This window comes from Geodermatophilus africanus, from assembly GCF_900107105.1.
Taxonomy (GTDB): Bacteria; Actinomycetota; Actinomycetes; order Mycobacteriales; family Geodermatophilaceae; genus Geodermatophilus; species Geodermatophilus africanus.
In genome coordinates this window covers 32530-58163 of record NZ_FNOT01000017.1, presented here as the reverse complement: position 1 = coordinate 58163, position 25634 = coordinate 32530, and the positions used below count along the sequence as shown (strand labels likewise).

At 74.1% G+C, this 25634-nt stretch carries 25 protein-coding genes; 13 read left to right on the top strand and 12 right to left on the bottom strand.

What is annotated here, in order from left to right:
• Positions 1 to 36: 36 nt before the first annotated feature.
• Positions 37 to 1551 (bottom strand): PH domain-containing protein, encoded by a 1515-nt coding sequence (locus tag BLW63_RS22165; RefSeq protein WP_244522734.1) that lies wholly within the window; start codon positions 1549 to 1551, stop codon positions 37 to 39.
• Positions 1548 to 2054: a PH domain-containing protein gene (locus BLW63_RS22160; protein WP_091161070.1), complete on the bottom strand. Its 507-nt coding sequence runs from the start codon at positions 2052 to 2054 to the stop codon at positions 1548 to 1550. The genes BLW63_RS22165 and BLW63_RS22160 overlap by 4 nt, the downstream gene beginning before the upstream one ends.
• Before the next feature lie 84 nt (positions 2055 to 2138).
• On the opposite strand from BLW63_RS22160, the gene BLW63_RS22155 reads away from it, so the two are divergent.
• A complete protein-coding gene (locus BLW63_RS22155) occupies positions 2139 to 2468 on the top strand; it encodes a rhodanese-like domain-containing protein (protein WP_244522736.1) in 330 nt (109 codons plus the stop codon).
• Positions 2469 to 2610: 142 nt separating this feature from the next.
• Here the strand turns inward: BLW63_RS22155 and BLW63_RS22150 are convergent, their stop codons facing one another.
• The 3 genes from BLW63_RS22150 to BLW63_RS22140 all read right to left on the bottom strand — a co-directional run bounded on the left by BLW63_RS22150 (position 2611) and on the right by BLW63_RS22140 (position 6934).
• Entirely contained in the window at positions 2611 to 3876 is a 1266-nt protein-coding gene (locus tag BLW63_RS22150) for a glycoside hydrolase family 6 protein (RefSeq protein ID WP_211517231.1), read from the bottom strand.
• A gap of 94 nt (positions 3877 to 3970) precedes the next feature.
• On the bottom strand, positions 3971 to 5617 hold the full coding sequence (locus BLW63_RS22145; RefSeq protein ID WP_244522733.1) for a long-chain fatty acid--CoA ligase: 1647 nt from the start codon (positions 5615 to 5617) through the stop codon (positions 3971 to 3973).
• Between the two features lie 105 nt (positions 5618 to 5722).
• Positions 5723 to 6934 carry a cytochrome P450 gene (locus tag BLW63_RS22140; RefSeq protein ID WP_091161067.1) on the bottom strand — a complete coding sequence of 404 codons (1212 nt, stop codon included), beginning with the start codon at positions 6932 to 6934 and terminating at the stop codon, positions 5723 to 5725.
• 139 nt (positions 6935 to 7073) lie between these two features.
• Here BLW63_RS22140 and BLW63_RS22135 point away from each other — a divergent pair, with 139 nt between their 5' ends.
• The 8 genes from BLW63_RS22135 (at position 7074) to araA (ending at position 17715) form a co-directional block, all read left to right on the top strand.
• On the top strand, positions 7074 to 8009 hold the full coding sequence (locus BLW63_RS22135; RefSeq protein WP_091161064.1) for a DUF5926 family protein: 936 nt from the start codon (positions 7074 to 7076) through the stop codon (positions 8007 to 8009).
• Between the two features lie 321 nt (positions 8010 to 8330).
• Complete coding sequence (gene chvE / locus BLW63_RS22130) at positions 8331 to 9482, top strand: multiple monosaccharide ABC transporter substrate-binding protein (protein ID WP_091161062.1); 1152 nt, start codon at positions 8331 to 8333, stop codon at positions 9480 to 9482.
• 166 nt (positions 9483 to 9648) lie between these two features.
• Positions 9649 to 11187, top strand: coding sequence for a multiple monosaccharide ABC transporter ATP-binding protein (gene mmsA, locus BLW63_RS22125; protein ID WP_091161060.1), 1539 nt, complete (start codon positions 9649 to 9651; stop codon positions 11185 to 11187).
• Positions 11184 to 12449, top strand: coding sequence for a multiple monosaccharide ABC transporter permease (gene mmsB / locus BLW63_RS22120; protein ID WP_091161058.1), 1266 nt, complete (start codon positions 11184 to 11186; stop codon positions 12447 to 12449). The genes mmsA and mmsB overlap by 4 nt, the downstream gene beginning before the upstream one ends.
• Before the next feature lie 92 nt (positions 12450 to 12541).
• Positions 12542 to 13594, top strand: coding sequence for a LacI family DNA-binding transcriptional regulator (locus BLW63_RS22115; protein ID WP_244522732.1), 1053 nt, complete (start codon positions 12542 to 12544; stop codon positions 13592 to 13594).
• Between the two features lie 256 nt (positions 13595 to 13850).
• Entirely contained in the window at positions 13851 to 15515 is a 1665-nt protein-coding gene (locus BLW63_RS22110) for a xylulokinase (RefSeq protein ID WP_091161056.1), read from the top strand.
• Complete coding sequence (locus BLW63_RS22105) at positions 15512 to 16192, top strand: L-ribulose-5-phosphate 4-epimerase (RefSeq protein ID WP_091161054.1); 681 nt, start codon at positions 15512 to 15514, stop codon at positions 16190 to 16192. The genes BLW63_RS22110 and BLW63_RS22105 overlap by 4 nt, the downstream gene beginning before the upstream one ends.
• Positions 16193 to 16206: 14 nt before the next feature.
• The gene (gene araA / locus BLW63_RS22100) at positions 16207 to 17715 is read left to right on the top strand and encodes an L-arabinose isomerase (RefSeq protein ID WP_091161052.1); all 1509 of its coding nucleotides are present in this window, start codon (positions 16207 to 16209) and stop codon (positions 17713 to 17715) included.
• On the opposite strand, the gene BLW63_RS22095 is transcribed toward araA, so the two are convergent.
• From BLW63_RS22095 to BLW63_RS22085, 3 genes are read right to left on the bottom strand one after another with little or no spacing between them, the layout of a single operon-like run.
• The gene (locus tag BLW63_RS22095; protein WP_170856913.1) at positions 17712 to 18317 is read right to left on the bottom strand and encodes a TetR/AcrR family transcriptional regulator; all 606 of its coding nucleotides are present in this window, start codon (positions 18315 to 18317) and stop codon (positions 17712 to 17714) included. The genes araA and BLW63_RS22095 overlap by 4 nt on opposite strands.
• Positions 18318 to 18319: 2 nt before the next feature.
• Positions 18320 to 18646, bottom strand: a complete 327-nt coding sequence (locus BLW63_RS22090; RefSeq protein WP_091161047.1) for a DMT family transporter — start codon at positions 18644 to 18646, stop codon at positions 18320 to 18322.
• A gap of 59 nt (positions 18647 to 18705) precedes the next feature.
• On the bottom strand, positions 18706 to 19926 hold the full coding sequence (locus BLW63_RS22085) for an arginine deiminase (RefSeq protein ID WP_091161045.1): 1221 nt from the start codon (positions 19924 to 19926) through the stop codon (positions 18706 to 18708).
• A gap of 95 nt (positions 19927 to 20021) precedes the next feature.
• Between BLW63_RS22085 and BLW63_RS22080 the strand changes: the two genes are divergently transcribed.
• Positions 20022 to 20789 (top strand): SDR family oxidoreductase, encoded by a 768-nt coding sequence (locus BLW63_RS22080; protein ID WP_091161043.1) that lies wholly within the window; start codon positions 20022 to 20024, stop codon positions 20787 to 20789.
• A 2-nt stretch (positions 20790 to 20791) separates the two neighbouring features.
• On the top strand, positions 20792 to 21397 hold the full coding sequence (locus tag BLW63_RS22075) for a hypothetical protein (protein WP_091161041.1): 606 nt from the start codon (positions 20792 to 20794) through the stop codon (positions 21395 to 21397).
• On the opposite strand, the gene BLW63_RS22070 is transcribed toward BLW63_RS22075, so the two are convergent.
• Positions 21372 to 21596: a hypothetical protein gene (locus BLW63_RS22070; protein ID WP_091161038.1), complete on the bottom strand. Its 225-nt coding sequence runs from the start codon at positions 21594 to 21596 to the stop codon at positions 21372 to 21374. The two genes, BLW63_RS22075 and BLW63_RS22070, sit on opposite strands and share 26 nt — an antisense overlap.
• 200 nt (positions 21597 to 21796) lie before the next feature.
• Positions 21797 to 22552 carry a MerR family transcriptional regulator gene (locus BLW63_RS22065; RefSeq protein WP_211517230.1) on the bottom strand — a complete coding sequence of 252 codons (756 nt, stop codon included), beginning with the start codon at positions 22550 to 22552 and terminating at the stop codon, positions 21797 to 21799.
• Between the two features lie 91 nt (positions 22553 to 22643).
• Between BLW63_RS22065 and BLW63_RS22060 the strand changes: the two genes are divergently transcribed.
• A complete protein-coding gene (locus BLW63_RS22060) occupies positions 22644 to 23255 on the top strand; it encodes a DinB family protein (RefSeq protein WP_091161033.1) in 612 nt (203 codons plus the stop codon).
• A gap of 11 nt (positions 23256 to 23266) precedes the next feature.
• Positions 23267 to 24172 (top strand): haloalkane dehalogenase, encoded by a 906-nt coding sequence (locus BLW63_RS22055; protein WP_091161030.1) that lies wholly within the window; start codon positions 23267 to 23269, stop codon positions 24170 to 24172.
• 93 nt (positions 24173 to 24265) lie between these two features.
• On the opposite strand, the gene BLW63_RS22050 is transcribed toward BLW63_RS22055, so the two are convergent.
• Together BLW63_RS22050 and BLW63_RS22045 are read right to left on the bottom strand one after the other, a co-directional pair.
• Positions 24266 to 24712, bottom strand: coding sequence for a YdeI/OmpD-associated family protein (locus BLW63_RS22050; protein WP_091161027.1), 447 nt, complete (start codon positions 24710 to 24712; stop codon positions 24266 to 24268).
• 78 nt (positions 24713 to 24790) lie between these two features.
• Positions 24791 to 25624 (bottom strand): ABC transporter permease, encoded by an 834-nt coding sequence (locus BLW63_RS22045; RefSeq protein ID WP_170856912.1) that lies wholly within the window; start codon positions 25622 to 25624, stop codon positions 24791 to 24793.
• Positions 25625 to 25634: the final 10 nt, after the last annotated feature.

The following is a 25634-nucleotide window of genomic DNA, read 5'->3' as shown; positions in this document are numbered from 1 at the left end:
GACACGCGCGGTACCGGATCGGCTCGTGCCGACCGCCTACGGGGCCAGCGTCCCCGCCCACGGGCCGGACGCCGCCGCGGTGAAGCCGGGCACTTCCGCGGCGGCCATGTCGACCGCGGCGTAGCCCCCGCTGCCGGCGCCCACGCAGGCGACCACGGTGGCCAGGCCGGCCCGCCGCTGCAGCACGCTCTGGCGCACCTGCCAGCCCACGACGGCGCGGCGCTGCAGCACGGCCTGCTCGCGCACCAGCCAGCCGCTGCGCACGCTGAACGACCGCGGACCGGCGCCGTGCCCGAGCGCCCGGAACCGGCCGATGCCCATGGGCACGCCCAGGACGGTGAGGACGACGCCGGCGACCGGCACCCACCACCACCCGGCGGCGGCCGCCCAGGCCCCGGCCGCGGTCACCAGCAGGCCGGCGGCCAGGGCCCGCGCCAGCCGGCGGCGCAGCGCCGCGCGGGGGTGGCCGGTCAGCGGGCCGGGGTCCTCGACCAGCCGGCCCAGCAGCCGCAGCGCCTCGGCGCGTGGGCCGAGCGGCAGCAGCTGGCCGCGTCGGTTCGCCTGGCCCAGGCCGGTGACCAGGGCGTTCACCCGTGCCGCGCGCACCCAGCGCATGCCCAGCCCCTCGCTGAGCGTGCCGCCCCGGATGCGGTCGACCTCCAGCTCGGTGTGCCGCCGGGTGAGCAGCCCGCGGACGGCGACCAGCGAGCCGCCACGCCGCACCAGCCGGTAGCCCCAGTTGACGACGATTGCCCCGACCACCGCGGCGAGCGCCAGCAGCGGCACCGCGGTCACCAGGCCGGCGACGAGCAGGTGCGGCGATGGCTCGGGCCCGACGAGGTCCGGGACGACGGCGTCGGGCAGCTCCTGCACCAGCCGGAACAGCGTGCCGACGGCGGCGAGCGGGATCACGAGGTAGCTGCCGACCAGCGGCGCGTAGAGCAGCCAGCGGGGCTGGAAGCGGGAGAGCTCCTCCTCGACCGGCGGCTCCGGGGGCGGTGCACCCTCCGCGGCCGGCGCACCGGTGGGACGGCGGGCCAGCAGCCGGGTGCGCAGCCGGTCGCCCTCGGCGCGGGGGACGCCATCGACGAGGAGCTCCTCCCCGCTGGCCCCGACGGAGCCGGCTGCGGCGTCGATCCGGACCCGCACCAGGCCGAGCAGCCGGTGCAGCGGCGGGGCCTCCACCTCCACGCCGCGGATGCGGTCGTTGGGCACGGTGCGCACCGACCGGGCCAGCAGCCCGCGGGTCACGACCACCGCCGTCGGCCCGTCGGCGTAGCCGAACCGCCACCAGCTCAGCACCGCCGCGCCGAGGGACAGCGCGGTGACCACCACCGCCATGACGACGACGGTGAGCAGCCCGTCGTCGAGGCCGATCAGTGCTGCGATCGGGATGAGCACCGGCACCAGCTGGCGGGCCTGCCGGAAGGTGGCGGTGTGCACCAGCACCACGCGGGGCGACGTCCGCCGCGGCTGCGTCCCGGTGCCGATGCCGGCGTCCACCGGCGGAACCCCGTCCGGTGGTGCCGGGGGGACGGCGGGGCCGCTCACGTCGCCTCGTCGCGGACCAGCTCGGCGCGCCGGGCGAGGTCGTCGGCGACCCGCTGGGCCACGTCGGCCTCCAGGTGCAGCACGCGGACCGTGCCCTGCGAGGACGCCGTCAGCACGGCGACCGTGGCCAGGCCGAACAGCTGCTGCAGCACGCCGCGGGTGACGTCGACGGTCTGGATGCGGGAGATGGGGACCAGCGTCCAGGTGCGGGTCAGCCAGCCGGTGAGGGTGTAGACGGCCTCGCCGGTGACCTCCCAGCGGTGCACGCGGAAGCGGACCCGCGGTCGGACGCCGATCGCCGTGACCGCGTACACCGCCAGCAGCGTCGGCAGCAGCCAGCGCAGCACCGGCACCGGGCCACCGTCCGGCACGAAGAGGACGAAGACCGCCACCAGCGCGCCGTAGACCAGCGTGCCGATCACGCCCTCGGTCACCCACAGCCCGATCGCCGAGCGGGACAGCGACCAGGCGGGGTCGCGGACGGGCGGGGCGGGAGTGCTCATCGGCGCCATCCTCGCAGCGCAGCGTGCCGGAGGGCCGGTCGACGCCCCGCCGTGCACCACGCCGGTGGCACGATGGGGGACGTGATGCCGCAGCAGGTCCCGACCGTCCCCGCCAGCGAGGTCCCCGAGGACGCCGTCGTCCTCGACGTCCGCGAGGACGACGAGTGGGTGGCCGGCCACATCGACGGCGCCACCCACATCCCGATGGGCGAGGTCCCGGCGCGGCTGGACGACCTCCCCGAGGCCGACCCGCTCTACGTCACCTGCCGCGGCGGCGGGCGCTCCGCCCGCGTGGCCGCCTGGCTGAACGCCAACGGCTACGACGCGGTCAACGTGGGTGGCGGCATGGGGGAGTGGGAGGCGGCGGGACGGCCGATGGTGAGCGAGACCGGCCAGCAGCCCTTCGTGCGCTGACAGCCGCGGGAGCATCGCAGCGAGCGCTGCGAGCGAGGAGCGGACCGCGGCGCGGAGGCGCACCGGTGTGGTCGTGCGCTGAGGTGTCGGCTGCAGCGCACTGCCACCGGCCGGTGAGCGCGCCGGCGCGGGCGGCTGACCGCTACGCGCCGCGCACCAGCCCGATCGCGTAGGCGTCCCAGAAGGTGCCGGCCGCCGGACCGCCGTTGCAGGTGCCGTCGGACTCGCCGGGGCGCTTGATCCACAGGTAGGCGTCCACGCCGCGCTGCCCGGTCTGCGCGGTCGGGCGCTCGCCCACGGCGCGGCCCGGGGGGTTGCACCAGTCGCTGCCCGCGCCGTTGCCGTTGCGGCTGGTGTCGACGACGAAGTGCGCGCCGCCCAGCAGCGCGGACACCTGCTGGCCGTAGGCCACGTTGGCCGCCGTCGTCTGGAAGTTGGAGACGTTCAGCGCGAAGCCGTCCGCGGTGGTCCCGCCCGCGGCGCGCAGCCGCTCGGCCATCGTCGAGGCGCTCATCCAGGTCGGGTTGCCGGCGTCGAGGTAGGTGTGGGTGCCGGGATTCGCCTCGAGCAGCTCGACCGCCGACCGCAGCAGCGACAGCCGCGCCGCAGGGTCGCCGCACAGCTGCGCGAGCGCGTCGGGCTCGACCACCACGACCGCCGTCGCCGTCCCGATGCCGGCCGCGACCGCCTGCACCCAGCGCAGGTACTCGGCCGAGGAGCCGACGCCGCCGGCGGAGTATCCGCCGCAGTCCCGCTCCGGGACGTTGTAGGTCACGAAGACCGGCACGGCACCGACGCCCCGCGCGGAGGCGACCTCCTGGCGGACCGCCGTCGTGAGGTCGCCGCTCCACGCGCCCAGCCAGGTCGCGGTCGGCACCGCCGCCAGCTCCGCGAGCGCCGCGGTGTCCTCGGCGCTGCGGCCCGGCTGCCCGGCGGCCCGGGCGGCGGCGGTGTTGAGGCCGTGGAAGGCCATGCCGGCGAGCGGGTTGTCCGTCGTGGCGGGCGGCACCGTGGTGGAGCCGGGGGCCGCGGTGGTGCTCGGTGCGGCGGCGCTCGAGGCGGTCGTCGTGGCGGGGGTGCCCGTGGCCGCCGGCGCGGTGGTCGCCGCGCTCGGCGCCGACGCGCGCGGCGCGGGGGCGACCGTCGTCGGCGCGGGAGCCGGCGTCGTGGTGAGGGTGCTGCGCTTGCGGGCCTGCTCGACGGCGGAGACCGCGGCAGCCGGCGTCTCGGACACCAGCAGTGACGGCGCGAGCAGCCCGGCGCCGACCACCGCGGCGGCGAGCGCGGAGGTCCACAGCCGGCGGCGGCCGCGCCCCGCCCGGTGCCGGCCGGGAGCGCTGGTGGACGAGCCGCTGGACCGGGTCGGAGCAGTAAGCACATACACAAAGTAGTCGGACGGTTCCTTCACGTGACGACGCTGGTGCGCACAGCGTGTCCGTGCACTGCCGGGCAGCCGGGTCCCGGGTGGGTCCGCCCCGTCGCGGACGGACCCACCCCCGCGCTCAGTCCTTCGCGGGGAACTCCGCGAACCGCGCGCGCAGGTCCTTCTTGGAGAACTTGCCGACGCTGGTCTTGGGCACCTCGTCGATGAACTCGACCGCGTCGGGCAGCCACCACTTGGCCACCTGGGGCCGGACGTGCTCGAGGATCTCCTCCTCCGTCGCCGTCTCGCCCGACTTCAGGACGACGCAGGCCAGCGGGCGCTCGTCCCACTTCGGGTGCGGGATGCCGACGACCGCGGCCTCCTTCACCTTCGGGTGGCTCATGATCGCGTTCTCCAGGTCCACCGAGCTGATCCACTCACCGCCGGACTTGATGAGGTCCTTGGTGCGGTCGGCGATCCGGATCGAGCCGAAGGCGTCCATCGCGGCGACGTCGCCGGTGCGCATCCAGCCGTCCGGGGTGGTCAGCTGCACGCCGGCGTCCGGGTTGTAGTAGTCCTGCGCGCACCACGGGCCGCGCACCTGCAGCTCCCCGGTGGCCTGGTCGTCCCACGGCTGCGGCTCCAGCGTCTCGGCGTCGACGATGCGCGCCTCCACGCCGAGGAACGGGATGCCGGCGCGGGCGCGCTGGGCCGCCTTGGTCTCCTCGTCGGCGTCGGCGTACCGGCGCGGCAGGATGCCCGAGGAGGCGACCGGGTGGGTCTCGGTCATACCCCAGGCCTGCAGGATCGCCAGGCCCACCTGCTCCCGGTAGGCCTCCGACAGCGCCCTGGGCACCGCGGAGCCGCCGCAGCCGATCTCGCGCAGCTTGTGCGGCTTGCCGGCGAGGTGCGGGAGGACGCCCTGCCAGATGGTCGGGACGCCGGCGGTGAAGGTGACCCCCTCGTCGACGATCAGCTTCGCGAGCGCCTCGGGCTGCATCATCGGACCGGGCATGACCAGCGAGGCACCGGCGGCCGGCGCGGCCTGCGCGATGCCCCAGGCGTTGGCGTGGAACATCGGCACAACGGGCATCGCGACGTCCTGGATGCCCAGCCCGAAGGCGTTGGGGGCCATCACGCCCATGGTGTGCAGCCAGGTCGAGCGGTGCGAGTAGACGACCCCCTTGGGGTTGCCGGTGGTGCCGCTCGTGTAGCACATGTAGGCGGCCGAGTTCTCGTCCGTGACACCGAAGTCGACCGGCTGGGCGCTGGCGAGGAGCGTCTCGTAGTCCGACACCCGCGGGTCGTCGGGGATCTCGTTGTCCCCGCCGTCGTCCATCACGACGACGTGCCGGACCGTCTTCATCGTGTCGACCAGCGGCCACAGCAGCGGCAGCACCGAGCGGTCGACGAAGACGACCTCGTCCTCGGCGTGGTTGGCGATGTAGGTCAGCTGCTCGGGGAACAGCCGGACGTTCAGCGTGTGCAGCACGCGGCCGGTGCTCGGTGCGGCGAAGTACAGCTCCAGGTGGCGCTGGCTGTTCCAGCCGAAGGTGCCGACCCGGCCGTCGGCGGAGATGCCGAGGGTGTCGAGCACGCCGCCGAGCCGGCGGGTGCGCTCGGCCCACTCGGCGTAGGTGACCCGGGTGATCCCCTCGGGGCCCGCGGTGGCGATGGTCCCGTCGCCGTAGTGCTGCTCGACGTGCCGGAAGATCGCGTCGATGGTGAGGGGGTAGTCCTGCATGAGGCCGCGCATGAGCGGCATGGTGCCAGTGACCGCGCTCACGATCCACAGGTGTCCCGGACCCCGATCACCCCGGCCGACCTCGCCGTTCGGTCGCCGACACCGTGCTGCAGCGCGAGGAGGGCGACCGCGGGGTGAGGACAGGGGTCAGGTCCCGGCGACCACGACCGGTAGCTCGGCGAGGCCGCGGATGACGAACTCCGGAGGGCGCACCGGCTCCCCGCCGAGCTCCAGCCGCGACGTGCGCTCCAGCAGGGCCCCGAACGACGCCTGCAGCTCCACGCGGGCCAGCGGTGCGCCGATGCAGAAGTGCACGCCAGCCCCGAAGGTGATGTGCGGGTTGTCGGTGCGGCCGACGTCGAGGACGTCCGGGTCGGGGAAGACCGCCGGGTCCCGGTTGGCCGCACCGAGCAGCGCGGCGACCTTCTGCCCCTCCCGCACCGTCACCCCACCGAGCTCCACGTCGGCGGTCGCCGTCCGCTCGAACAGCTGCAGCGGCGAGTCGAACCGCATCAGCTCCTCGACCGCCGTCGGCAGCAGGCCCGGGTCGTCGCGCAGGCGCGTCAGCTGGTCCGGGTGCTCGAGCAGCGCCAGCAGGCCGTTGCCGCTGACGTTGACCGTGGCCTCGTGCCCGGCGTCGAGCAGCAGGATGCAGGTGGTGACCAGCTCGTCCTCGCTGAGCCGGTCGCCGTCGGAGTCCCGGACGGTGACCAGGTGCGAGAGCAGGTCCTCGCCAGGGGCGTGGCGGCGGTCGGCGGCCAGTCCGCGCAGGTACGTGACGAACTGGTCCGCCGCACGCTCGGCAGCGTCCTCGACCGCCGCCGTCCGGCCGTACTCGTACATCTTCACGATCGCGTTGGACCACGGCCGCAGCAGCGGGCGGTCGCCGTCCGGGACGCCGAGCAGCTCAGCGATCACCGCGACCGGCAGCTCCTCGGCCATCCCGGAGAGGACGTCGACCGGCTCGCTGCCGCCGGAGCGCTCGGCCAGGCCGTCGACCAGCTCGCCGGCCAGCCGCTGCACCCAGGGCCGCAGCCGTTCGACGTGCCCCCGGGCGAAGGCGGCGCTCACCAGCCGGCGCAGCCGGGTGTGGTCCGGCGGCTCCATCTCCAGCAGCGCGTTGCGGTGGATCAGGTTGAAGCTGCCGAACCGCTCGGCCGGCTCGCGGTCGCGCCACAGCCGGCCCAGCCGCCGGTCGCGCAGGACGGCGTTGCTGTCGGCGTGGGTGAACGCGAGCCACAGCCCCAGGCCCTCGTGCCACTGAACCGGCGCCTGGGCCCGGGCGCGCGCGAAGGACGGGTAGGGGTCGGCGACGACGGCGGGGTCGGTGAGGTCGATCGGCGGGGCCGCGAGTGCCACGGCCGAGCAGCGTAGTAAGAGGACCCCCTCGCCCCCGCCACTCGTCGAAGGACCCCGTCCTCCGCACCCCTCGCACGCTCGGGGTGAGCCTCTGGACGGGGCCGGAGCCGCTGCGCGGGGGGCCGCTTAGGCTCGGGCCATGGCCCGCTCCGCGACCCGCAAGCGTCCCGCTGCCCCTGCCGCCGGCGACGGCGTCAACCCCAAGGCGCCCTGTCCGTGCGGCTCGGGTCGCCGGTACAAGCACTGCCACGGCTCGGGCTACGCCCCGCCGGTGACCCGGCCGTTCGAGGGGCTGCCCGGCGAGGAGCACTGGGTCGCGCTGCGCGAGCTGGTCCCGGCGGCGACCGCGCCGCTGCGAACGACCGACGGTCGCGACGTCACCCTCGCCAGCGTGCTGCCCGGCGGCGCCCCGGCCCTGGTCCGCGCCAACGGCGAGATCCTGCTCGGCGTCCAGCTCCAGGGCGCCTCCGACGACGTCAGCCGCGACCTGGGGACGGCACTGGCCGCGGCGCTCCAGGCCCCGGCCGGTGCGCCGGTCGAACCGGGTCCGCTCGGCGGTGCGGGCTCGGCGGGCCCGCGGCTGCAGGAGCTGGTCGATCCCGCGGCGCCGCTCGAGGTGACCGTGCACGAGGACTTCGGCTTCTGGCTCGAGGGCGTCGAGGCCGGCGCGGCGGCCCGCGCCGGGCTGGAGCAGGCGAACGCGGCGATCCTGCCGACCGTGCTGCTGCCCGGCCTCGGTGCCGCCTACTGGGTGCGGCCGGGTGCCGAGCGGGCGCACCTGCGGTGGGTGCGGCCCGAGCCGGAGGAGCGGCTCCTCGACGCACTGGCCCGGCTGCGCGCCTCGGGCGAGATCGTGCTGGGCGAGGGCACCCGCTACGCCGGCGCCTTCCGGGCGCACGGGTTGCTCGTGCCGGTGTGGGACCTGCCCGCCGACGTCCCGGCCGCCGACTGGACCGACGCGGCCACGGCGTTCCAGGCGCGGCTGGAGCTGGCGCTGGGGGTGACCGGCCCGCTGACCGCCGACGAGCGCCGCGCCCGCGCCGGCCTGCTCTCCCGCCAGATCACCCTGCGCTGAGGGAGGGCCTCCCCGTCCCTACGCTCGCGAGCTCGCGGCGAGATCTGACGGGACACCACGGCACGACGGCCCGGTGGACGACGTCCGTCCGCCCGGCCGTCGTGCCGTATCCGCTGTCGACACCACGTTTCCGCCGGATCACGGTTCGGGATCGCGTCGCCCCGGAGAGGTGCGCCCCGGGGGCAGCGTTACGAGACCGTGACACCGAGGTGGCCGTCAGGGGTTGACGGCAGTGGGTTGTTAACGCTCACACTTGTGCCGCTCGCTACTGGCGGGCCTGCGCCGGGTCGGAGCGCGCAGAGTTCTCGAGGAGGAGATCACGTGAGCAAGAGGCTCGGCTTCGCCGCCCTCGGCGCCGGCATGGCGCTGACCCTGGCGGCCTGTGGCGGCGAGGGCGCCGGCGGGAGCGGTGGCGCCGGCGGCGGAGGTGAGGCAGAGGACCTGACCATCGGCGTCTCGATGCCGACCCAGACCTCCGAGCGCTGGATCGCCGACGGCGACAACGTCAAGGAGCAGCTGGAGGGCGAGGGGTACACCGTCGACCTGCAGTACGCGAACAACGACATCCCCACGCAGTCGCAGCAGGTCGACCAGATGATCACCGAGGGTGCCGACATCCTCGTCATCGCGGCGATCGACGGCACCGCCCTCTCCGGCCAGCTGGAGAACGCGGCGTCCAACAACATCCCGGTCATCGCCTACGACCGCCTCATCCGCGACAGCGAGAACGTCGACTTCTACGTCACCTTCGACAACTTCCAGGTCGGCGTCGCGCAGGGCAACGCGCTGCTGACCGGCCTGGGCCTGCAGAACGAGGACGGCTCGCCCGGGACCGCGACCGGCCCGTTCAACATCGAGCTGTTCGCCGGATCGCTGGACGACAACAACGCCTTCTTCTTCTGGGACGGCGCGATGTCGGTGCTCCAGCCGCTGATCGACGACGGCACGCTGGTCGTCAAGTCCGGCCAGACCGGCATCGAGCAGGCCGCGATCCTGCGCTGGGAGCAGGAGACCGCCCAGCGGCGGATGGAGGACCTGCTCACCTCCTCCTACAACGACGGGACCCGGGTCGACGGCGTCCTCTCGCCCTACGACGGCATCTCCCGCGGCGTCATCACCGCGCTGCAGAACGCGGGCTACGGCCCGGCGCTCGACGCCGCCAACCCGATGGCGGTCGTCACCGGTCAGGACGCCGAGATCGGCTCGGTCAAGCTGATCGCCGACGGTGTCCAGAGCTCCACGATCTTCAAGGACACCCGCCTGCTTGCCGAGCAGGCCGTCGCCGCCGCGTCCGCCTTCGCCGAGGGTGGCGAGCCGGAGGCCAACGACACCGAGACGTACGACAACGGCGTCAAGGTCGTCCCGTCCTACCTGCTCCCGGTCGAGACGGTCTTCGCGGACGACATCCAGTCCGTGCTGGTCGACTCCGGCTACTGGACGGCCGAAGAGGTCGCCAGCGGCCAGTCGGACTGACCCTCCGCCCCCGAGCCCGGCCGGGCCCGGCAGCACCTGCTGTCGGGCCCGGCCGGTACCACCCGGTCACCCGCCGCGCCCCTGGCCGACCCCGCCGGGTGAGCGCACACTCTCTCCACCATCCGCGGGCGCCCGGGAGGCGCCGACGACAGGACGACGAGGTCCCATGGACGACCACATCCTGGAGATGCGCGGCATCACCAAGACCTTCCCGGGCGTGAAGGCGCTGGAGAACGTCAACCTGGCGGTCCGCCGGGGCGAGATCCACGCGATCTGTGGCGAGAACGGCGCCGGCAAGTCGACCCTGATGAAGGTCCTGTCGGGTGTCTACCCCGCCGGGAGCTACGACGGCGAGATCGTCTACGACGGCCAGCCGGTCCGCTTCAACGGCATCCGCGACAGCGAGCACGTGGGCATCGTGATCATCCACCAGGAACTCGCGCTGGTGCCCTACCTGTCCATCGCGGAGAACATGTTCCTGGGCAACGAGCGGCGCGGCCGCGGCGGGCTCATCGACTGGAACAAGGCCAACGCCGAGGCCGCCCGCCTGCTGGCCGAGGTCGGGCTGGACGAGAACCCGGTGACCCCGGTCGGGCAGCTGGGTGTGGGCAAGCAGCAGCTGGTGGAGATCGCCAAGGCGCTGTCGAAGGACGTGCGGCTGCTCATCCTCGACGAGCCGACGGCCGCGCTCAACGACAACGACTCCGCGCACCTGCTGGACCTGATGCGCCGGCTCCGCGAGCGCGGGATCACCAGCATCATGATCTCGCACAAGCTCGGCGAGATCACCGCGGTCTCGGACAACGTCACGGTCATCCGCGACGGCAAGACGGTGGAGACGCTCAGCCTGCACGCCGGCGAGGTCACCCAGGAGCGGATCATCCGAGGGATGGTCGGCCGCGACCTGGAGAGCTACTACCCCGAGCGCGAGTCGCACCCCGGCGAGGAGGTGCTGCGGGTCGAGGACTGGACCGTCTGGCACCCGACCCAGGAGCGCAAGATCGTCGATGGTGCGAACCTCACCGTCCGGGCCGGGGAGGTAGTGGGCATCGCCGGCCTGATGGGCGCCGGGCGCACCGAGCTGGCGATGAGCGTCTTCGGGCGGGCCTACGGCCGCAACATCACCGGCCGGATGTTCGTGCACGGCAAGGAGGTCCGGCCCAAGAACGTCGCCGAGGCCATCGACGCCGGGATCGCCTACGCCACCGAGGACCGCAAGCACTACGGCCTCAACCTCATCGAGGACATCCGACGCAACGTCTCCGCCGCCGCCCTGGACAAGCTCGCCAGCAGGGGCTTCGTCAACGGCAACGAGGAGATCAAGGTCGCCGAGGGCTACCGCAAGAGCATGAACGTCCGGGCCCCGAGCGTCGCCTCGGTCGTCGGGAAGCTCTCGGGCGGCAACCAGCAGAAGGTCGTGCTGTCCAAGTGGCTGTACACCGACCCCGAAGTGCTCATCCTCGACGAGCCCACCCGCGGTATCGACGTGGGTGCGAAGTACGAGATCTACACGATCATCAACCGGCTGGTCGCATCCGGTAAGGCGGTGCTGGTCATCTCCTCCGAGCTGCCCGAGCTGCTGGGGATCTGCGATCGGATCTACACCCTGTCCGCGGGCCGGATCACCGGTGAGGTGCCCGTCGGTCAGGCGACCCAGGAGAACCTGATGGAGCTCATGACCAAGGAGAAGGAGCTGGCGGCATGACCAGGACCGTGCCCCCCTCGTCGGAGCCGGAGGCCCAGACCTCGACGGGGCCCAAGGACGTCGCACCCGCCGTCGCCCTCCACACCGGGACGAGCGACGTCCGCGCCCTGCTGACGAGCAACCTGCGGCAGAGCGGCATCTACGTCGCGTTCGTGGTCATCATCGGGCTGTTCGCGGTCCTCACCGGGGGCACGTCGCTGTCCCCCGGCAACGTCACGAACATCGTCCTGCAGTACAGCTACATCCTGATCCTGGCCATCGGCATGGTCATCGTGATCATCGCCGGCCACATCGACCTCTCCGTCGGCTCCGTCGTCGCGCTCACCGGCGCCACCTCAGCCGTCCTGGTCATCCAGCAGGGCATGCCGTGGTGGGTGGGCGTGCTCGCCGCCCTGGCCGTCGGCCTCGCGATCGGTGCCTGGCAGGGCTTCTGGGTCGCCTACGTCGGCATCCCCGCGTTCATCGTGACCCTCGCCGGCATGCTGCTGTTCCGCGGTCTCACCCTGCAGGTGCTCGACAACATCTCGCTCTCGCCGTTCCCGCAGGGGTACAGCCGGATCGCCAGCGGCTTCCTCAACGGCCTGCTCGGCGGCAACGGGTACGACGCCTTCACCCTGCTGATCGGGGCCATCGCCGTCGCGGGGTACGCGGTGAGCCAGTACCGGAGCCGGATCGCGCGCATCCGCTACGAGCAGCCGGTGGAGTCGTTCCCGCTGTTCGTGCTCAAGATCGTGCTCGTCGGCGCGGTGGTCATGGCCTTCGCCTGGCAGCTGGCGACCGCCCGCGGCCTCCCGATCGTGCTGATCATCCTGGCCGTGCTGATCATCGCGTACAGCGTCATCACCACGCGCACCGTCTTCGGGCGCCAGGTGTACGCGATCGGCGGCAACCTGGCGGCGGCCACGCTGTCGGGTGTGAAGGTCCGGGCGGTCAACTTCTGGATCTTCGTCAACATGGGCTTCCTGGCCGCGGTCGCCGGCGTCGTCTTCTCGTCGCGGTCCAACGGTGCCCAGCCCAGCGCCGGCAACATGTTCGAGCTCGACGCGATCGCCGCGGCGTTCATCGGCGGTGCGGCCGTCACCGGCGGCGTCGGCACGGTCGTCGGCGCCATGGTCGGTGGTCTGATCATGGCCGTCATGAGCAACGGCATGCAGCTCATGGGCGTCGACCAGTCCATCCAGTCGGTGGTCAAGGGCCTGGTGCTGCTGCTGGCCGTGGCCTTCGACGTCTACAACAAGCGGCGCGCCGGCGCGTCCCGCTGACGCCCTGGGGGCGGCTCCGCGGAGCTCCCGCGGGGCCGCCCGGCAGGGCATCGACGCCAGCCGGCCACGGGCCGGCTCCTCGACGGGGAGGGGTGACGGTGGAGCCCGAGGGGCCGAGCCGAGCGCTGGTCATGTCGGACGTCGCGGCTCGGGCCGGCGTCTCGCACCAGACGGTGTCCCGGGTCATCAACGGGCACCCCAACGTCGCGCCGCAGACCCGCGAGCGCGTCGAGCGGGCCATCCGCGAGCTGGGCTACCGGCCGAACACCGCCGCGCGGGCCCTGGTCACCGGCTCCACCCGGACCATCGGGTTCGTCACGGTGAACATCAACCAGTACGGCCCGGCGCAGACCCTGGTCGGCCTGGAGCGCGCGGCGCGGGCGGCCGGCTACTCGCTGAGCGTCACCGTGCTCGACGAGGCCACCGCCGACGCGATGCGCGACGCCGTCGACCGGTTCGTCGCCCAGTCGGTGGACGCCGTCCTGGCGCTGGCCACCTACGACGACGCGGTCGAGGCGCTGCACCTGGTGCACACCCCGCTGCCGCTGGTCACCGTGCAGAGCGGCGGGGCCCTCGAGGAGCCCGCGGTCGGCGTCGACCAGGTCGCCGGTGCCCGGCTGGCCACCCGCCACCTGCTCGACCTCGGCCACCGCACCGTCCACCACGTCACCGGCCCGGCCGACTCCCAGGAGGCCCGCGACCGGGTCGAGGGCTGGCGTGCCGAGCTGGCCGCGGCCGGCGCGCACGTCCCGGTGTGCCTGCACGGCGACTGGACGCCGTCCTCGGGGTACGCGGCCGGCCGCCGGCTCGCCGAGCGCAGGCGCGCCGGTGAGGAGATCACCGCGGTCTTCCTCGCCAACGACCAGATGGCCCTGGGCCTGCTCGCGGCGCTGCACGAGGAGGGCCTGGAGGTGCCGCGGGACATCAGCGTGGTCGGCTTCGACGACCTGCCCGAGGCGCCCTACTTGACCCCGCCGCTGACCACCGTGCGGCAGGACTTCGCCGAGCTCGGCCACCGGGCGGTGGAGCTCGTGCTGGCCCGGCTGGCCGGGCGGGATCTGCACCTGCAGCCGGTGCCCACGGTGCTGCTGACCCGCGCCAGCAGCGGCCCGGTGCCGGTGGGGAGGATGCCGGCCGGGGTGTGACGCCCGCCGCTGTTAGCGCTAACATCCCGGGCGGCGACGTGGCCGTCCGGCCGTCGTCGGAGCCGCCGGGCGCAGGAGGGACCATGCCGGACACCGCAGGAACGGGCGACACCCCCGTCGTCGTCGGAGTGCGCTCCGGGACGTCGCCGGACCGGGCGGACGTCGCCCGCGCCGGGCGGGAATCGGGGACCGGCGGTGCCACGCTCACCGGGGCCCCGGGCGAGCCCGCCACCCCGTGGCGAGCGGGGCGCGAGCGATGACGACGGACGCCGGCGAGGCGATCACCGCAGGTCGCACGGCCCTGGGGATCGAGCTGGGCTCGACCCGGATCAAGGCGGTGCTCGCCGGCCCGGACCATGCTCCGCTCGCGGTCGGCGGCCACGACTGGGAGAACCAGTTCGTCGAGCGGCGGTGGACGTACTCGCTGGAGTCCGTCTGGGCGGGCGTGCAGCGGAGCGTCGCGGCTCTGGCGGAGGACGTGCGGCGACGCCACGGCGTCGAGCTGACAGGAGTCGGCTCCCTCGGCGTGTCCGCGATGATGCACGGCTACCTGGCGTTCGACGCCGACGGTGAGCTGCTCACGCCGTTCCGCACCTGGCGCAACACGAACACGGGTCGGTCAGCGGAGCGGCTCAGCGCGGAGTTCGGCGTCAACATCCCGCACCGGTGGAGCGTCGCGCACCTCTACCAGGCGATCCTGGACCGCGAGGACCACGTCGGTCGGCTCGACCACCTGACGACCCTGGCCGGGTACGTGCACTGGCAGCTCACCGGCGAGAAGGTGCTCGGCATCGGCGACGCCAGCGGCATGCTGCCGATCGACAGCGACACCGGCGGCTACGACACCACGATGCTGGCCCGGTTCGACCAGCTGGCTGCCGAGGCCGGGGTCGAGCTGACCCTCGCGGACCTGCTGCCCAGGATCGCGTCCGCCGGCCAGCCGGCCGGCACGCTCACCGAGGCCGGCGCGCAGCTGCTCGACCCGGCCGGGCGGCTGCGTCCCGGCACCCCGCTCTGCCCCCCGGAGGGCGATGCGGGCACGGGCATGGTCGCCACCAACTCGGTCGCTCCGCGCACCGGCAACGTCTCGGCGGGGACCAGCATCTTCGCCATGGTCGTGCTGGAGCGGGAGCTCACCCGGGCGCACCGCGAACTGGACCTGGTCACCACGCCGGCCGGCGACCCGGTGGCCATGGTGCACTGCAACAACGGCGCCAGTGAGCTGGACGCCTGGGCCGGGCTGTTCGCCGAGTTCGCCCGGGCGATGGGTGCCGAGGTGGACCCGTCGCAGGTCTTCGAGACGCTCTTCACCGCCGCGCTCGGTGGCGCCAGCGACTGCGGCGGGATGCTCGCCTACAACTACCTGTCCGGGGAGCCGATCACCGACCTCGCGGAGGGCCGGCCGCTGTTCGTGCGGTCCCCGGACAGCAGGTTCGACCTCGCCACCTTCATGCGGACGCACCTGTTCGCGTCCCTCGCCACGCTGCGGATCGGCATGGACGTCCTGCAGCAGGCCGAGGGCGTGCGGCTCGACCGGATGTTCGCGCACGGCGGCCTCTTCAAGACCGAGGGCGTGGCGCAGCGCTTCCTGGCCGCGGCGATCGACACCCCGGTCTCCGTCGGCGACGTCGCGTCCGAGGGCGGCGCCTGGGGGATGGCCGTCCTCGCCGCCTTCGCCACCGGACGCGCGCCGGGGCAGAGCCTGGCCGACTACCTGGACACCGCGGTCTTCAGCGGCACGAGCCTGCAGACCGCGCAGCCCGAGCCCGACGACGTCGCGGGCTTCGACGCGTTCATGCAGCGGTACGTCGCCGGACTCCCGGTCGAGCGGGCCGCCGTGGACCACGTGGGGATCGGCCACCCGCGGGCCGCCGAGACCGAGACGACCTCCGCCGCACGTCCCGAGGAGCAACCGGAATGACCGCCACCCAGCCCCGTACCGAGCGGGGCACCCATCGCGCGCAGCGCGAGCACGTCGCCGCCCTGCACGCCGAGCTGACCCGCAACGGGCTGGTCACCTGGACCTCGGGCAACGTGTCCGAGCGGGTGCCCGGCGAGGACCTGTTCGTCATCAAGGGCAGCGGCGTCCTCTACGACGAGCTGACCTGGGAGGGCATCACCGTCTGCGACCTCGACGGCAACGCCGTCGACGGGGTGAAGAAGCCCTCCAGCGACACCGACGCGCACGCCTACGTCTACCGGCACGTGCCCGAGGTCAACGGCCAGGTGCACACGCACAGCCCCTACGCCACGGCCTGGGCGGCGCGGGCCGAGCCGATCCCGTGCGTGCTCACCGCCATGGCCGACGAGTTCGGCGGGCCGATCCCGATCGGCCCGTTCGCGCTCATCGGCGACGACTCGATCGGCCGCGGCATCGTCGAGACGCTGCGCGACTCCCGGTCGCCGGCGGTGCTCATGCAGAACCACGGCGTCTTCACCATCGGGCCGCAGGCGTTGGCAGCGGTCAAGGCCGCGGTCATGACCGAGGACGTCGCCCGCACCGTGCACCTGTCCCGCCAGCTCGGCGAGCCCCTGCCCATCGCGCAGTCGGACATCGACTCGCTCTACGCGCGCTACCAGAACGCCTACGGGCAGTGAGGAGAGCCGCTACCGTGGTCGACGACCCGTTCGAGGGGCACGAGGTCTGGTTCCTGACCGGCAGCCAGGGGCTGTACGGCGAGGAGACCCTGCAGCAGGTCGCCGAGCAGTCGCAGCGGGTCGCTGTGGCGCTCGACGAGGCCGCCGAGGTGCCCGTCCGGGTGGTGTGGAAGCCGGTGCTCACCGACGCCGCTGCCATCCGGCGGGCGATGGGCGAGGCCAACGAGGACCCCTCCTGCGTCGGCGTCGTCACCTGGATGCACACCTTCTCGCCGGCGAAGATGTGGATCACCGGGCTGGACGCGCTCCGCAAGCCGCTGCTGCACCTGCACACCCAGGCCGACGCCGCCCTGCCGTGGGCGACGATCGACATGGACTTCATGAACCTCAACCAGGCCGCCCACGGCGACCGGGAGTACGGGTTCGTCCTCACCCGGCTGCGCATGCCGCGGACGACGGTCGCCGGCCACGTGTCCGACCCGCGGGTCCGCTCCCGGGTCGGCTCGTGGGCGCGGGCGGCCACGGCGGCGGCCGCGGCCCGGTCGCTGCGGCTGGCGCGCTTCGGCGACAACATGCGCAACGTCGCGGTGACCGAGGGCGACAAGGTCGAGGCCGAGATCCGCTTCGGCATGTCGGTGAACACCTGGGGCGTCAACGACCTGGTCGCCGTGGTGGACGCCGTGGAGGACAAGGCGGTCGACGCCCTCGTCGAGGAGTACGGCGACCGCTACGACTGGGCCGACGACTGCCGGCCGGGCGGCGAGCGGCACGAGGCGGTGCGCTACCAGGCCCGCATCGAGGCGGCGCTGCGCCGCTTCCTCGAGGACGGCGGCTTCACCGCGTTCACCACGAACTTCCAGGACCTCGGCGGGCTGCGCCAGCTCCCCGGCCTCGCCGTCCAGCGGCTGATGGCCGACGGCTACGGCTTCGGCGGCGAGGGCGACTGGAAGACAGCGGCGCTGCTGCGCACCCTCAAGGTCGCCGCGGCGGGGCTGCCCGGCGGCACCTCCTTCATGGAGGACTACACCTACGACCTCACCGGGACGCCGAAGATCCTCGGGGCCCACATGCTCGAGGTCTGTCCGACCATCGCCGGCGACCGGCCCCGGGTCGAGGTGCACCCGCTGTCGATCGGCGGCCGCGAGGACCCGGCCCGGCTGGTGTTCACCGCGGCCCCGGGCGAGGGCGTCGTCGTCGGCTGGTGCGACCTGGGCGACCGGTTCCGCTGGGTGGCCAACGAGGTCGACGTCGTCGAGCCCGACGAGCCGCTGCCCAACCTGCCGGTGGCCCGCGCCGTCTGGCAGCCCCGGCCGGACTTCGCGACGGCGACCGAGGGCTGGCTGACCGCCGGGGGACCGCACCACACGGTGCTCTCGACCGCGGTCGGCGCCGACGAGCTCACCGACCTGGCCGAGGTGTTCGCGACCGAGCTGGTGCTCATCGACGCGGAGACCACGCGTCGGTCGCTGGCCAGGGAACTGCGCTGGGGGGCGGCCTACCACCGGCTGGCCCAGGGCCTCTAGGCCGGCGGGCGGTTCCCGAGGAGGGCGGCGACCGCGGCCCGGGCCCGGACCCGGGCGCGGCCGTCGCCCTCCACCAGTGCGGAGATCACGGTCCCGTCCAGGACGGCGACCAGCCGGGCCGTGTCGGTGCCGGCGTGCCCGCAGCGGTCCAGCGCCTCGGTGAGCAGCGCATCCACCCGGCGCCGGGTGCGCTGCAGGACCGGCCGCAGCGCGGGGTGGCGGCCCCCGGCGAGGAACCGCTCGTAGTGGGCCTGGAGGTCGGCGTCCGCCAGCCGGTCGGGGCCGAGGACGACGTCCAGGACGATGCCGGCGACCCGGTCGGCCGACGTGCGACGCCGGGGGAGTGCGGCGACCAGCTCGGTGACCGGGCCCAGCTCGTCGTCCGCGGCGCGCTCGACGGCGGCCACGAGCAGGTCGTCGAGCGAGCGGAAGTAGTAGGTGGTGGCGGCGAGCGGGACGCCCGCGGCGGCCGCCACCGCGCGGTGCGACGTCCCGTCCGGGCCCTCCGTCGCGACGAGCCGGGCCGCCGCCGCCACGATCGCCTCCCGGCGGGCCGCGCCCTTGGCCGTCGCCGCCCGGGCCGGCCCGCCCGTCGCGGCCACGGTCAGTGGGCCGACGACGAGGACAGGTTCAGGCCGACCACCCCGCCGACGATGAGCGCGATCGAGACCAGCCGGAGGGTCGTCACCGGGTCGCGCAGGAAGACCATCCCCACGATCGCCGTCCCGGCCGCGCCGATGCCGGTCCACACCGCGTACGCGCTGCCCACCGGCAGGCTCCGCAGCGCCCACGACAGCAGCCCGAAGCTGACGGCGGCGGAGCTGGCGAACGCCAGCGACCAGCCCAGCCGGCTGAACCCCTCCGACAGCTTCAGCGAGACCGCGAAGGCCGTCTCGAACAGTCCGGCCACGATCACCATCGCCCACGCCACTGCAGGCCTCCTCATCTCGACTGGGACAACCGTACCACAATCTGGTACAGCCGTACCAATCACATGGGGTCGCGGCGGACGGGGCACGACATGCACCGCGGCCCCCCGCGGCCGCTACCCAGCTCCGAGCCCGCGATCGGCACCACCTCGATCCCGGCCGCCTCGAGCGCGGCGTTGGTGACGGTGTTGCGCTCGTAGGCCACGGCCAGCCGCGGGGCCAGCGCCAGGGTGTTGTTGCCGTCGTCCCACTGCTCGCGCTCGGCGGTGACCGGGTCGAGCCCGGTGTCGATCACCCGCAGCCGCTCGATGCCCATCGCGGCGGCCGCGGCCTCGAGGAACGGCGCGGGGCCGCGGACGACGAGGTCGGTGGTGTCGTCGTCGTCCGGTGGCACGTCCGCGGTGACCGTCCAGGCGACCAGTGAGTCGGCGACGGCGGGGTACATCACCATGGCGTCGACGTCGACCATCGTGGCGATGGTGTCCAGGTGCATGGTCGCCCGTTGCTGGGCGATCGGGACCACGAGCACCGTGCGCGCCAGCCCGCGGGCGAAGACGCGGCGGGCCAGCCGCTCCGCGCCGCCGGGCGTCGTCCGCTCGCCGACGCCGACGGCGACCACCCCCGGTGCCAGCAGCAGCACGTCGCCGCCCTCGAGGTGCTCGAGCGACGCGTCGTAGAGCTGCTCGGCACCGGTGAAGCGGGGGTGGTGGGCGTAGACGGCGGCGGTGATGGTGCTCTCCCGGTGCCGCGCCGGCATCGTCAGCGAGGCCACCGCGACCTGGTCGCCCACCCACACCGACGAGTCGCGGGTGAACAGCAGGTTGGGCAGCGGCGGGACGACGAAGTCGCCGCGCCGCATGAGCTCGAAGGACAGCCCGCGCGCGCCGGGCAGCTCGTCGTGCGCCAGCCCCGCGACCAGCGCGCGGGCGAGGTCCTCGGGGGAGAGGTCGGCCAGGTGCGCGGCCGCGGTGCGCTTGAGCGTGGCGCCCAGCCGCGGGTCGTCGACGGCGGCGGCCACCAGCTCGGCCCGGGCCGCGGGGACGGCGAGCACCTCGGCCAGCAGTCGGTCCAGGTGGAGCACCTCCACGCCACGAGCGGTGAGCGCCGCGGCGAACGCGTCGTGCTCCTCCTGGGCGCGGCGCACCCACGGCACGCCGTCGAACAGCAGCTGGTCGTTGTTGCGCGGGGTCAGCCGGCGCAGCTCGGCGCCCGGCCGGTGCAGCAGCACCGTCCGCAGCGCCCCGACCTCGCTGGTGGCGCCCCCGACGGCAGGTGCGGTCATGGGGCGAGGCTGGCACAGGAGGCGTCGCGGCCGCTGGATACGGTGCTCCGGCCGGGGGCCGACGACGTCCCCCACGACGCCTGCGGAGGGCCAGCGTGCACCTGTTCGACCTCACGGGGAAGGTCGCCGTCGTCACCGGGGGCACCCGCGGCATCGGCCTGATGATGGCCCGCGGGCTGCTGCAGGCCGGCGCGGCGGTCTACGTCTCCTCCCGCAAGCCCGAGGCCGGCGAGCGGGCCGTCGCCGAGCTGTCGCAGTTCGGGACGGTCGACTCGATCCCCGCCGACGTCTCCACCGAGGCGGAGTGCCTGCGGCTGGCCACGGAGGTGGGCCGCCGCGAGGAGCGGCTGCACGTGCTGGTCAACAACGCCGGCGCCACCTGGGGCGAGCCGTTCGCGACCTTCCCCGCATCGGCCTGGGACAAGGTGCTCGACCTCAACCTCAAGGCGCCGTTCTTCCTCACCCGCGCGTTCCTGCCGCTGCTCGAGGCCGCCGGCACCGACGACGACCCGGCCCGCGTGGTCAACGTCGGCAGCATCGACGGGCTGCACGCGCCGTCCCTGCCCACCTACTCGTACTCGGCGAGCAAGGCCGGGGTGCACCACCTCACCCGGGTGCTGGCCAAGGAGCTGGGTCCCAAGCGGATCACCGTGAACGCCGTCGCCCCGGGGCCGTTCGAGTCGAAGATGATGGCCGCCACGCTCGCCGCCCACGGGGACGAGATCGCCGCGTCGTCCCCGCTGGGCCGCATCGGCCGGCCCGACGACATGGCCGGCGTCGCCGTGTACCTGGCCAGCCGGGCCGGTGCCTACGTCACCGGGGCGGTCATCCCCGTCGACGGCGGCCGCGCCACCACCCTCTGACGGTGGCCCGGCGGCTCCGCTTCGACGGCTGGATCCTCGGTGCCGGCACCGCGTCGGGCACCCGCGTCGTCGTCGGCCACTGGCCGCGCTCCCCGCTCGGGCCGCTCTCCGACGTCATGGTCCAGCAGCCGGACGGCGTCCGGGTGCTGCTGGCCCCCACCCGCACGGCCGCGGACTTCATCGCCGCCACCTACGCCTTCGACGAGGTCCGGCTGGTACCGGTGACGGTGCGGCGGCCGGACCCGCGCACCTGGGCGGTCGACGCCGGCCCGCTGCGGCTGCGGGTCACCACCGGCCACCGGCCGCCGCTGGGGTGGCTGCTGCGCGCCGTCCCGCCGCCGCTGGCCCGCACGCCGGCGTGGGCGGGGCTGCTCGACCGCCCGGCGCGGCTGCTGACCGGCCTGCGCACCACCGGGTCGGCGGGCAACGGCCGCACCGAGTGGTACGGCGTGCAGGACCTGCACGCGGTGGCCGCGCTCGACGCGACGTGGGACGGCGATCCGCTGGGCGCGCTGGCCGCGGTGCACCCGCCGGTCACCTTCGGGTTCGGGTCGGTGCCGCCGCGGCCCAGCCTGGCGCGGGTCACGACGACGGTGCAGCTGCCCTGACCGGAGCCGTCGGCGCCCCGGGCACCAGCGCCAGGGGGGCCTCGGCCAGCGCCACCTGGTGCGGCGACCCGACCTGCCGGCCCTGCCGCCGGGCGGCCTGCCACCACCGCCGCGCCGCGGCCCGGTCCCCGCTGCGCTCGGCGATCCGGCCGAGCAGCTCGTCGTAGGCGCCCAGCGTGAGCGACGGCGTGCCCAGCACCGGCCGTCGACCCCGGTGGCGTCTTCTCGCACGGCTACGCCCAGTCCCCGCGCAGCTGAGCGACGATCAGCTCAGCTGATCACCGCGGGTCCTGGCTCACCTCGCGTGGTGAGCCAGGACCCGCAGCCGTGATCCCAGCTGATCGCCGCGGACGGTGGGAGGACGAGCGGCCCCCCGGCGGGGGGCAGGATGGTCCTTCCTCAGCCCTCCTGGCGGGCGGCGTTGGCCTGGACGGCGGTGCTCACGTACTGCGCCAGGCCCGGCGCGATCCGCTCGTAGTGGGCGGTGAACCGCTCGTCCTCGACGTACATCCGGCCCAGGCCGGCGTGCATCCCGGGCGGGCAGTCGTAGAAGGTGCGGCTGATCTGCTGCCGGTGCTCCTCCGCGACGTCCATCGCCTGCTCCGAGTCGGCCGGGACGCCGGCCCGCAGCGCCTCGGCGAAGCGCCGCTCGACGTCCTCGCCCTCGGCCTTGATGCGGACCCAGTCCGCCTTGGTGTAGCCGCGGGTGCGCTGCTGGGACTGCCGCCAGGCCTCGGTGTCGCCCCAGCGCTCCTCGGCCTCGGCCTCGTACTGCGCCGGGTCGTGCTCTCCGAAGACCTCGAACCGCTCCTCCGGGGTCAGTGCGATCCCCATCTGTCTCGCCTCCATCTCCTTCTCGACGGCCGCGACCATCGCCCGCGTCCGCTCCAGCCGGTCGAGCAGCAGCCGGTGTTGCCGGCGCAGGTGCTCGACCGGGTCGGCGGCGGGGTCGTCGAGCAGGGTCGCGACCTCCTCGAGGGGGAACCCGAGCTCCCGGTAGACCAGCACCCGGTGCAGCCGGTCCAGGTCCGCCGGCGCGTACCGCCGGTATCCCGCGGCCGTCCGGCCGGACGGCGACAGCAGCCCGATCCGGTCGTAGTGGTGCAGCGTCCGCACGGTCACCCCGGCCAGCGCCGCGACCTCGCCCACGTTCACGGTGTCCCTCCTCCCTGACGCCGACCAGTGCACGGCCTGACGTCGCGTCGGGGTCAAGCTCGTTGTCCCCCCGGTGCGGCAGGGTGCCCGCATGGACGAGAAGAGTGCGCTGCTGGGCTACCTGCGCGACCGCCGGGCCGACCTGCTGGCCAAGCTCGACGGGCTCGGCGAGTACGACGTCCGGCGGCCGATGACGCCCACCGGCACCAACCTGCTCGGTCTGGTCAAGCACGTCGCGTACGTGCAGCTGGGCTACCTCGGCGACGTGTTCGGCCGGCCGTCGGGCCGCCGGTACCCGTGGGACGACGGCGGCGAGCAGGACGCCGACATGTGGGCGGCGCCCGGGGAGTCCCGCGCCGACGTCCTCGAGTTGTACGCGTTCTCGGCCGCGCACGCCGACGCGACGGTCGGGGCGCTACCGCTGGACGCCGTCGGGGAGGTGCCCTGGTGGCGGGCGGAGCGCCGGCACCCGACGCTGCACACGGTCCTCGTGCACCTGGGCGTGGAGGTCGCCCGGCACGCCGGGCACGCCGACGTGCTGCGCGAGCTCATCGACGGTTCGGCCGGCATGAGCCCGGCCAACAGCAACCTGCCGGAGCGGACGGCGGAGGAGTGGGCGGCGTTCCGGGAGCGGGTCGAGGCCGCCGCCCGGCAGGCGGCCGGGACCCCGCCCCCGAGCGGTGCCGCGCCGGGGGATGGGTGAGGATCGCAGGCATGGCCGCCGCCGACGTCTCGCCCGACGACCCGTTCCCCCGCCAGCGCGTCCGGGTCGACCGCCGGGCCGACGGCAACCTGCACATGGCCTACGTCGAGGCCGGGGCGGGCGACCCCATCGTCTTCCTGCACGGCAACCCCACGTCGTCCTACCTGTGGCGCAACGTCATCCCGCACGTGCAGCATCTCGGCCGCTGCCTGGCGCCGGACCTGATCGGGATGGGGGAGTCGGACAAGCTGCCCGACCCCGGCCGCGGCACCTACTCGTTCTCGGCCCACGCGGGCTTCCTCGAGCGGTTCCTCGACGAGGTCGGCGCGACCGAGCGGGTCACCTTCGTGCTGCACGACTGGGGCTCGGCGCTGGGCTTCGACTGGGCGCACCGCCACCCCGGCGCGGTGCGCGGGCTGGCGTTCACCGAGGCGCTGGTCGTCCCGCTGAACTGGGCGGACTGGCCGGCCGCGGCCCGCGGGATCTTCCACACGATGCGCGGGCCGGACGGCGAGGCCGCGGTGCTGGAGAAGAACGCCTTCGTGGAGCGGATCCTGCCGGCGTCGGTGGCCCGCGGCCTGAGCCCGGAGGCGCACGCCCGCTACCGCGAGCCCTTCGCCGACCCGGCGCACCGCTGGCCCACGCTGGAGTGGCCGCGGCAGCTGCCGATCGAGAACGTGCCGCCCAAGGTGCGCGACGTCGTCGCCCGCTACGGCCAGTGGCTGCGCACCAGCGACGTCCCCAAGCTGTTCCTGAACGCCGACCCCGGCTCGATCCTGGTCGGCCGGCCGCGCGCGTTCGTGCGCAAGTGGCGGGCACTGACCGAGGTCACCGTGCCCGGCGCGCACTTCGTGCCGGAGGACTCCCCGCACGAGATCGGCCGGGCGCTGGCCGAGTGGATCCCGACCCTGCGCTGAGCGACGTCTCCGGCGCACTGCCGGTCCCTTCGGCCCCCTCGAGGGCACCCACCGCCCCGAGCCTGCGAGGGGTGGGGAGGCGTGGGCCCGCTCTCACCGCGTCCTGCGGCCCGCCTTCAGCGCCTCGGCGGTCTTCTCGATCCGGGCGGCGCGGGTCTCGGGCTTCTTGGCCTCCACGACCCAGCGCACCCACTCCTTGCGGTGCGAGGGGGCCAGGCCGTCGAAGAAGGCCCGCGCGTCCTCGTCCAGCGCGGCGGCGAGGTCCTCGGGCAACGGGGTCTCCCGCGGCGCGGTGTCCAGCTCCACCCGGACGTCGACCTCCTCGCCGGCCCGCACGCCGGCGGCCTCGCGGTGCTCAGCGGACAGCGGGATCCAGAACGCCCCGCCCATCGGCGCGATCGTCGTCCGGTAGCCGTACCCGCCCAGGGTCACGGTCACCGGCGGCCGCCGGCCGCCACCCAGGGCCGCGACGACGTCGTCGGGCACCTGTAGCCCCGTCGCCGTCTTCCCGCTCTGCACGACCGTCGTCCGGAACTCCACGGCCGGGAGCGTAGAGGGCGGCCCCGTCCAGGGCACCGCCGCGAGCCTGCGAGGGGTGGGGAGGACGGGGTCCTCCTTCTAGTCGAGCGCTCGGCGGCGGAAGCCGAGGAGGCTCGTCACCCCGAACACGACGAGGAAGCCGGCCAGCGCCAGCGCGCACAGCCACAGCGGCAGGTGCGGCACGGCCGGCGCCATCTGGGCGCGCAGTGCCTCGCTGACGTAGGTCAGCGGGTTGAGCGCGCAGACCACCTGGAACCAGCGCAGCGTGTCCAGCGACTGCCACGGGAACTGGGTGGACCCGGTGAACAGCAGCGGTGTCAGGACGACGGCGAAGACGACGTTGATCCGGTTGGGCTTCACCAGGGTCCCGAGCGTCATGCCCATCACCGCGCCGACCAGCGAGCCCAGGACGAGGAAGGCGGCGAGCACCGGCAGGTCGCCCCACTGCACCGGCAGCGCGCCGAGCACCCACCAGCTGATCGGGAACATCACCGCCGCGGCGACCAGCGCCCGCAGCAGCGAGAACACGATCTTCTCGACGGCGACCAGGTCGGTGGGCAGCGGCGCGAGCAGCCGGTCCTCGATCTCCTTGGTGAAGGAGAAGTCGATGACCAGCGGGAAAGCGGTGTTCTGCAGCGCGGTGAGGCAGGCGGTCAACGCGATGACGCCGGGCAGCAGCACGTCGGAGTACTGGCTGGTGGCGAAGCCGAGCTCGACGAGCACCTTGCCGAAGACGAACAGCAGGAACACCGGCTGCAGCACGACCTGCAGCAGGAAGGGCACCAGCTCGCGGCCGGTGACGAAGACGTCGCGCCACAGCAGCGCCCGGAACGCACGGCCGACGTCCGGCCGTCCCGGTGCGGGGGCGCCGACCTCGACGACCAGCCCCGGTGCGGCCGTGTCCGTGCTCATCGCAGCTCCC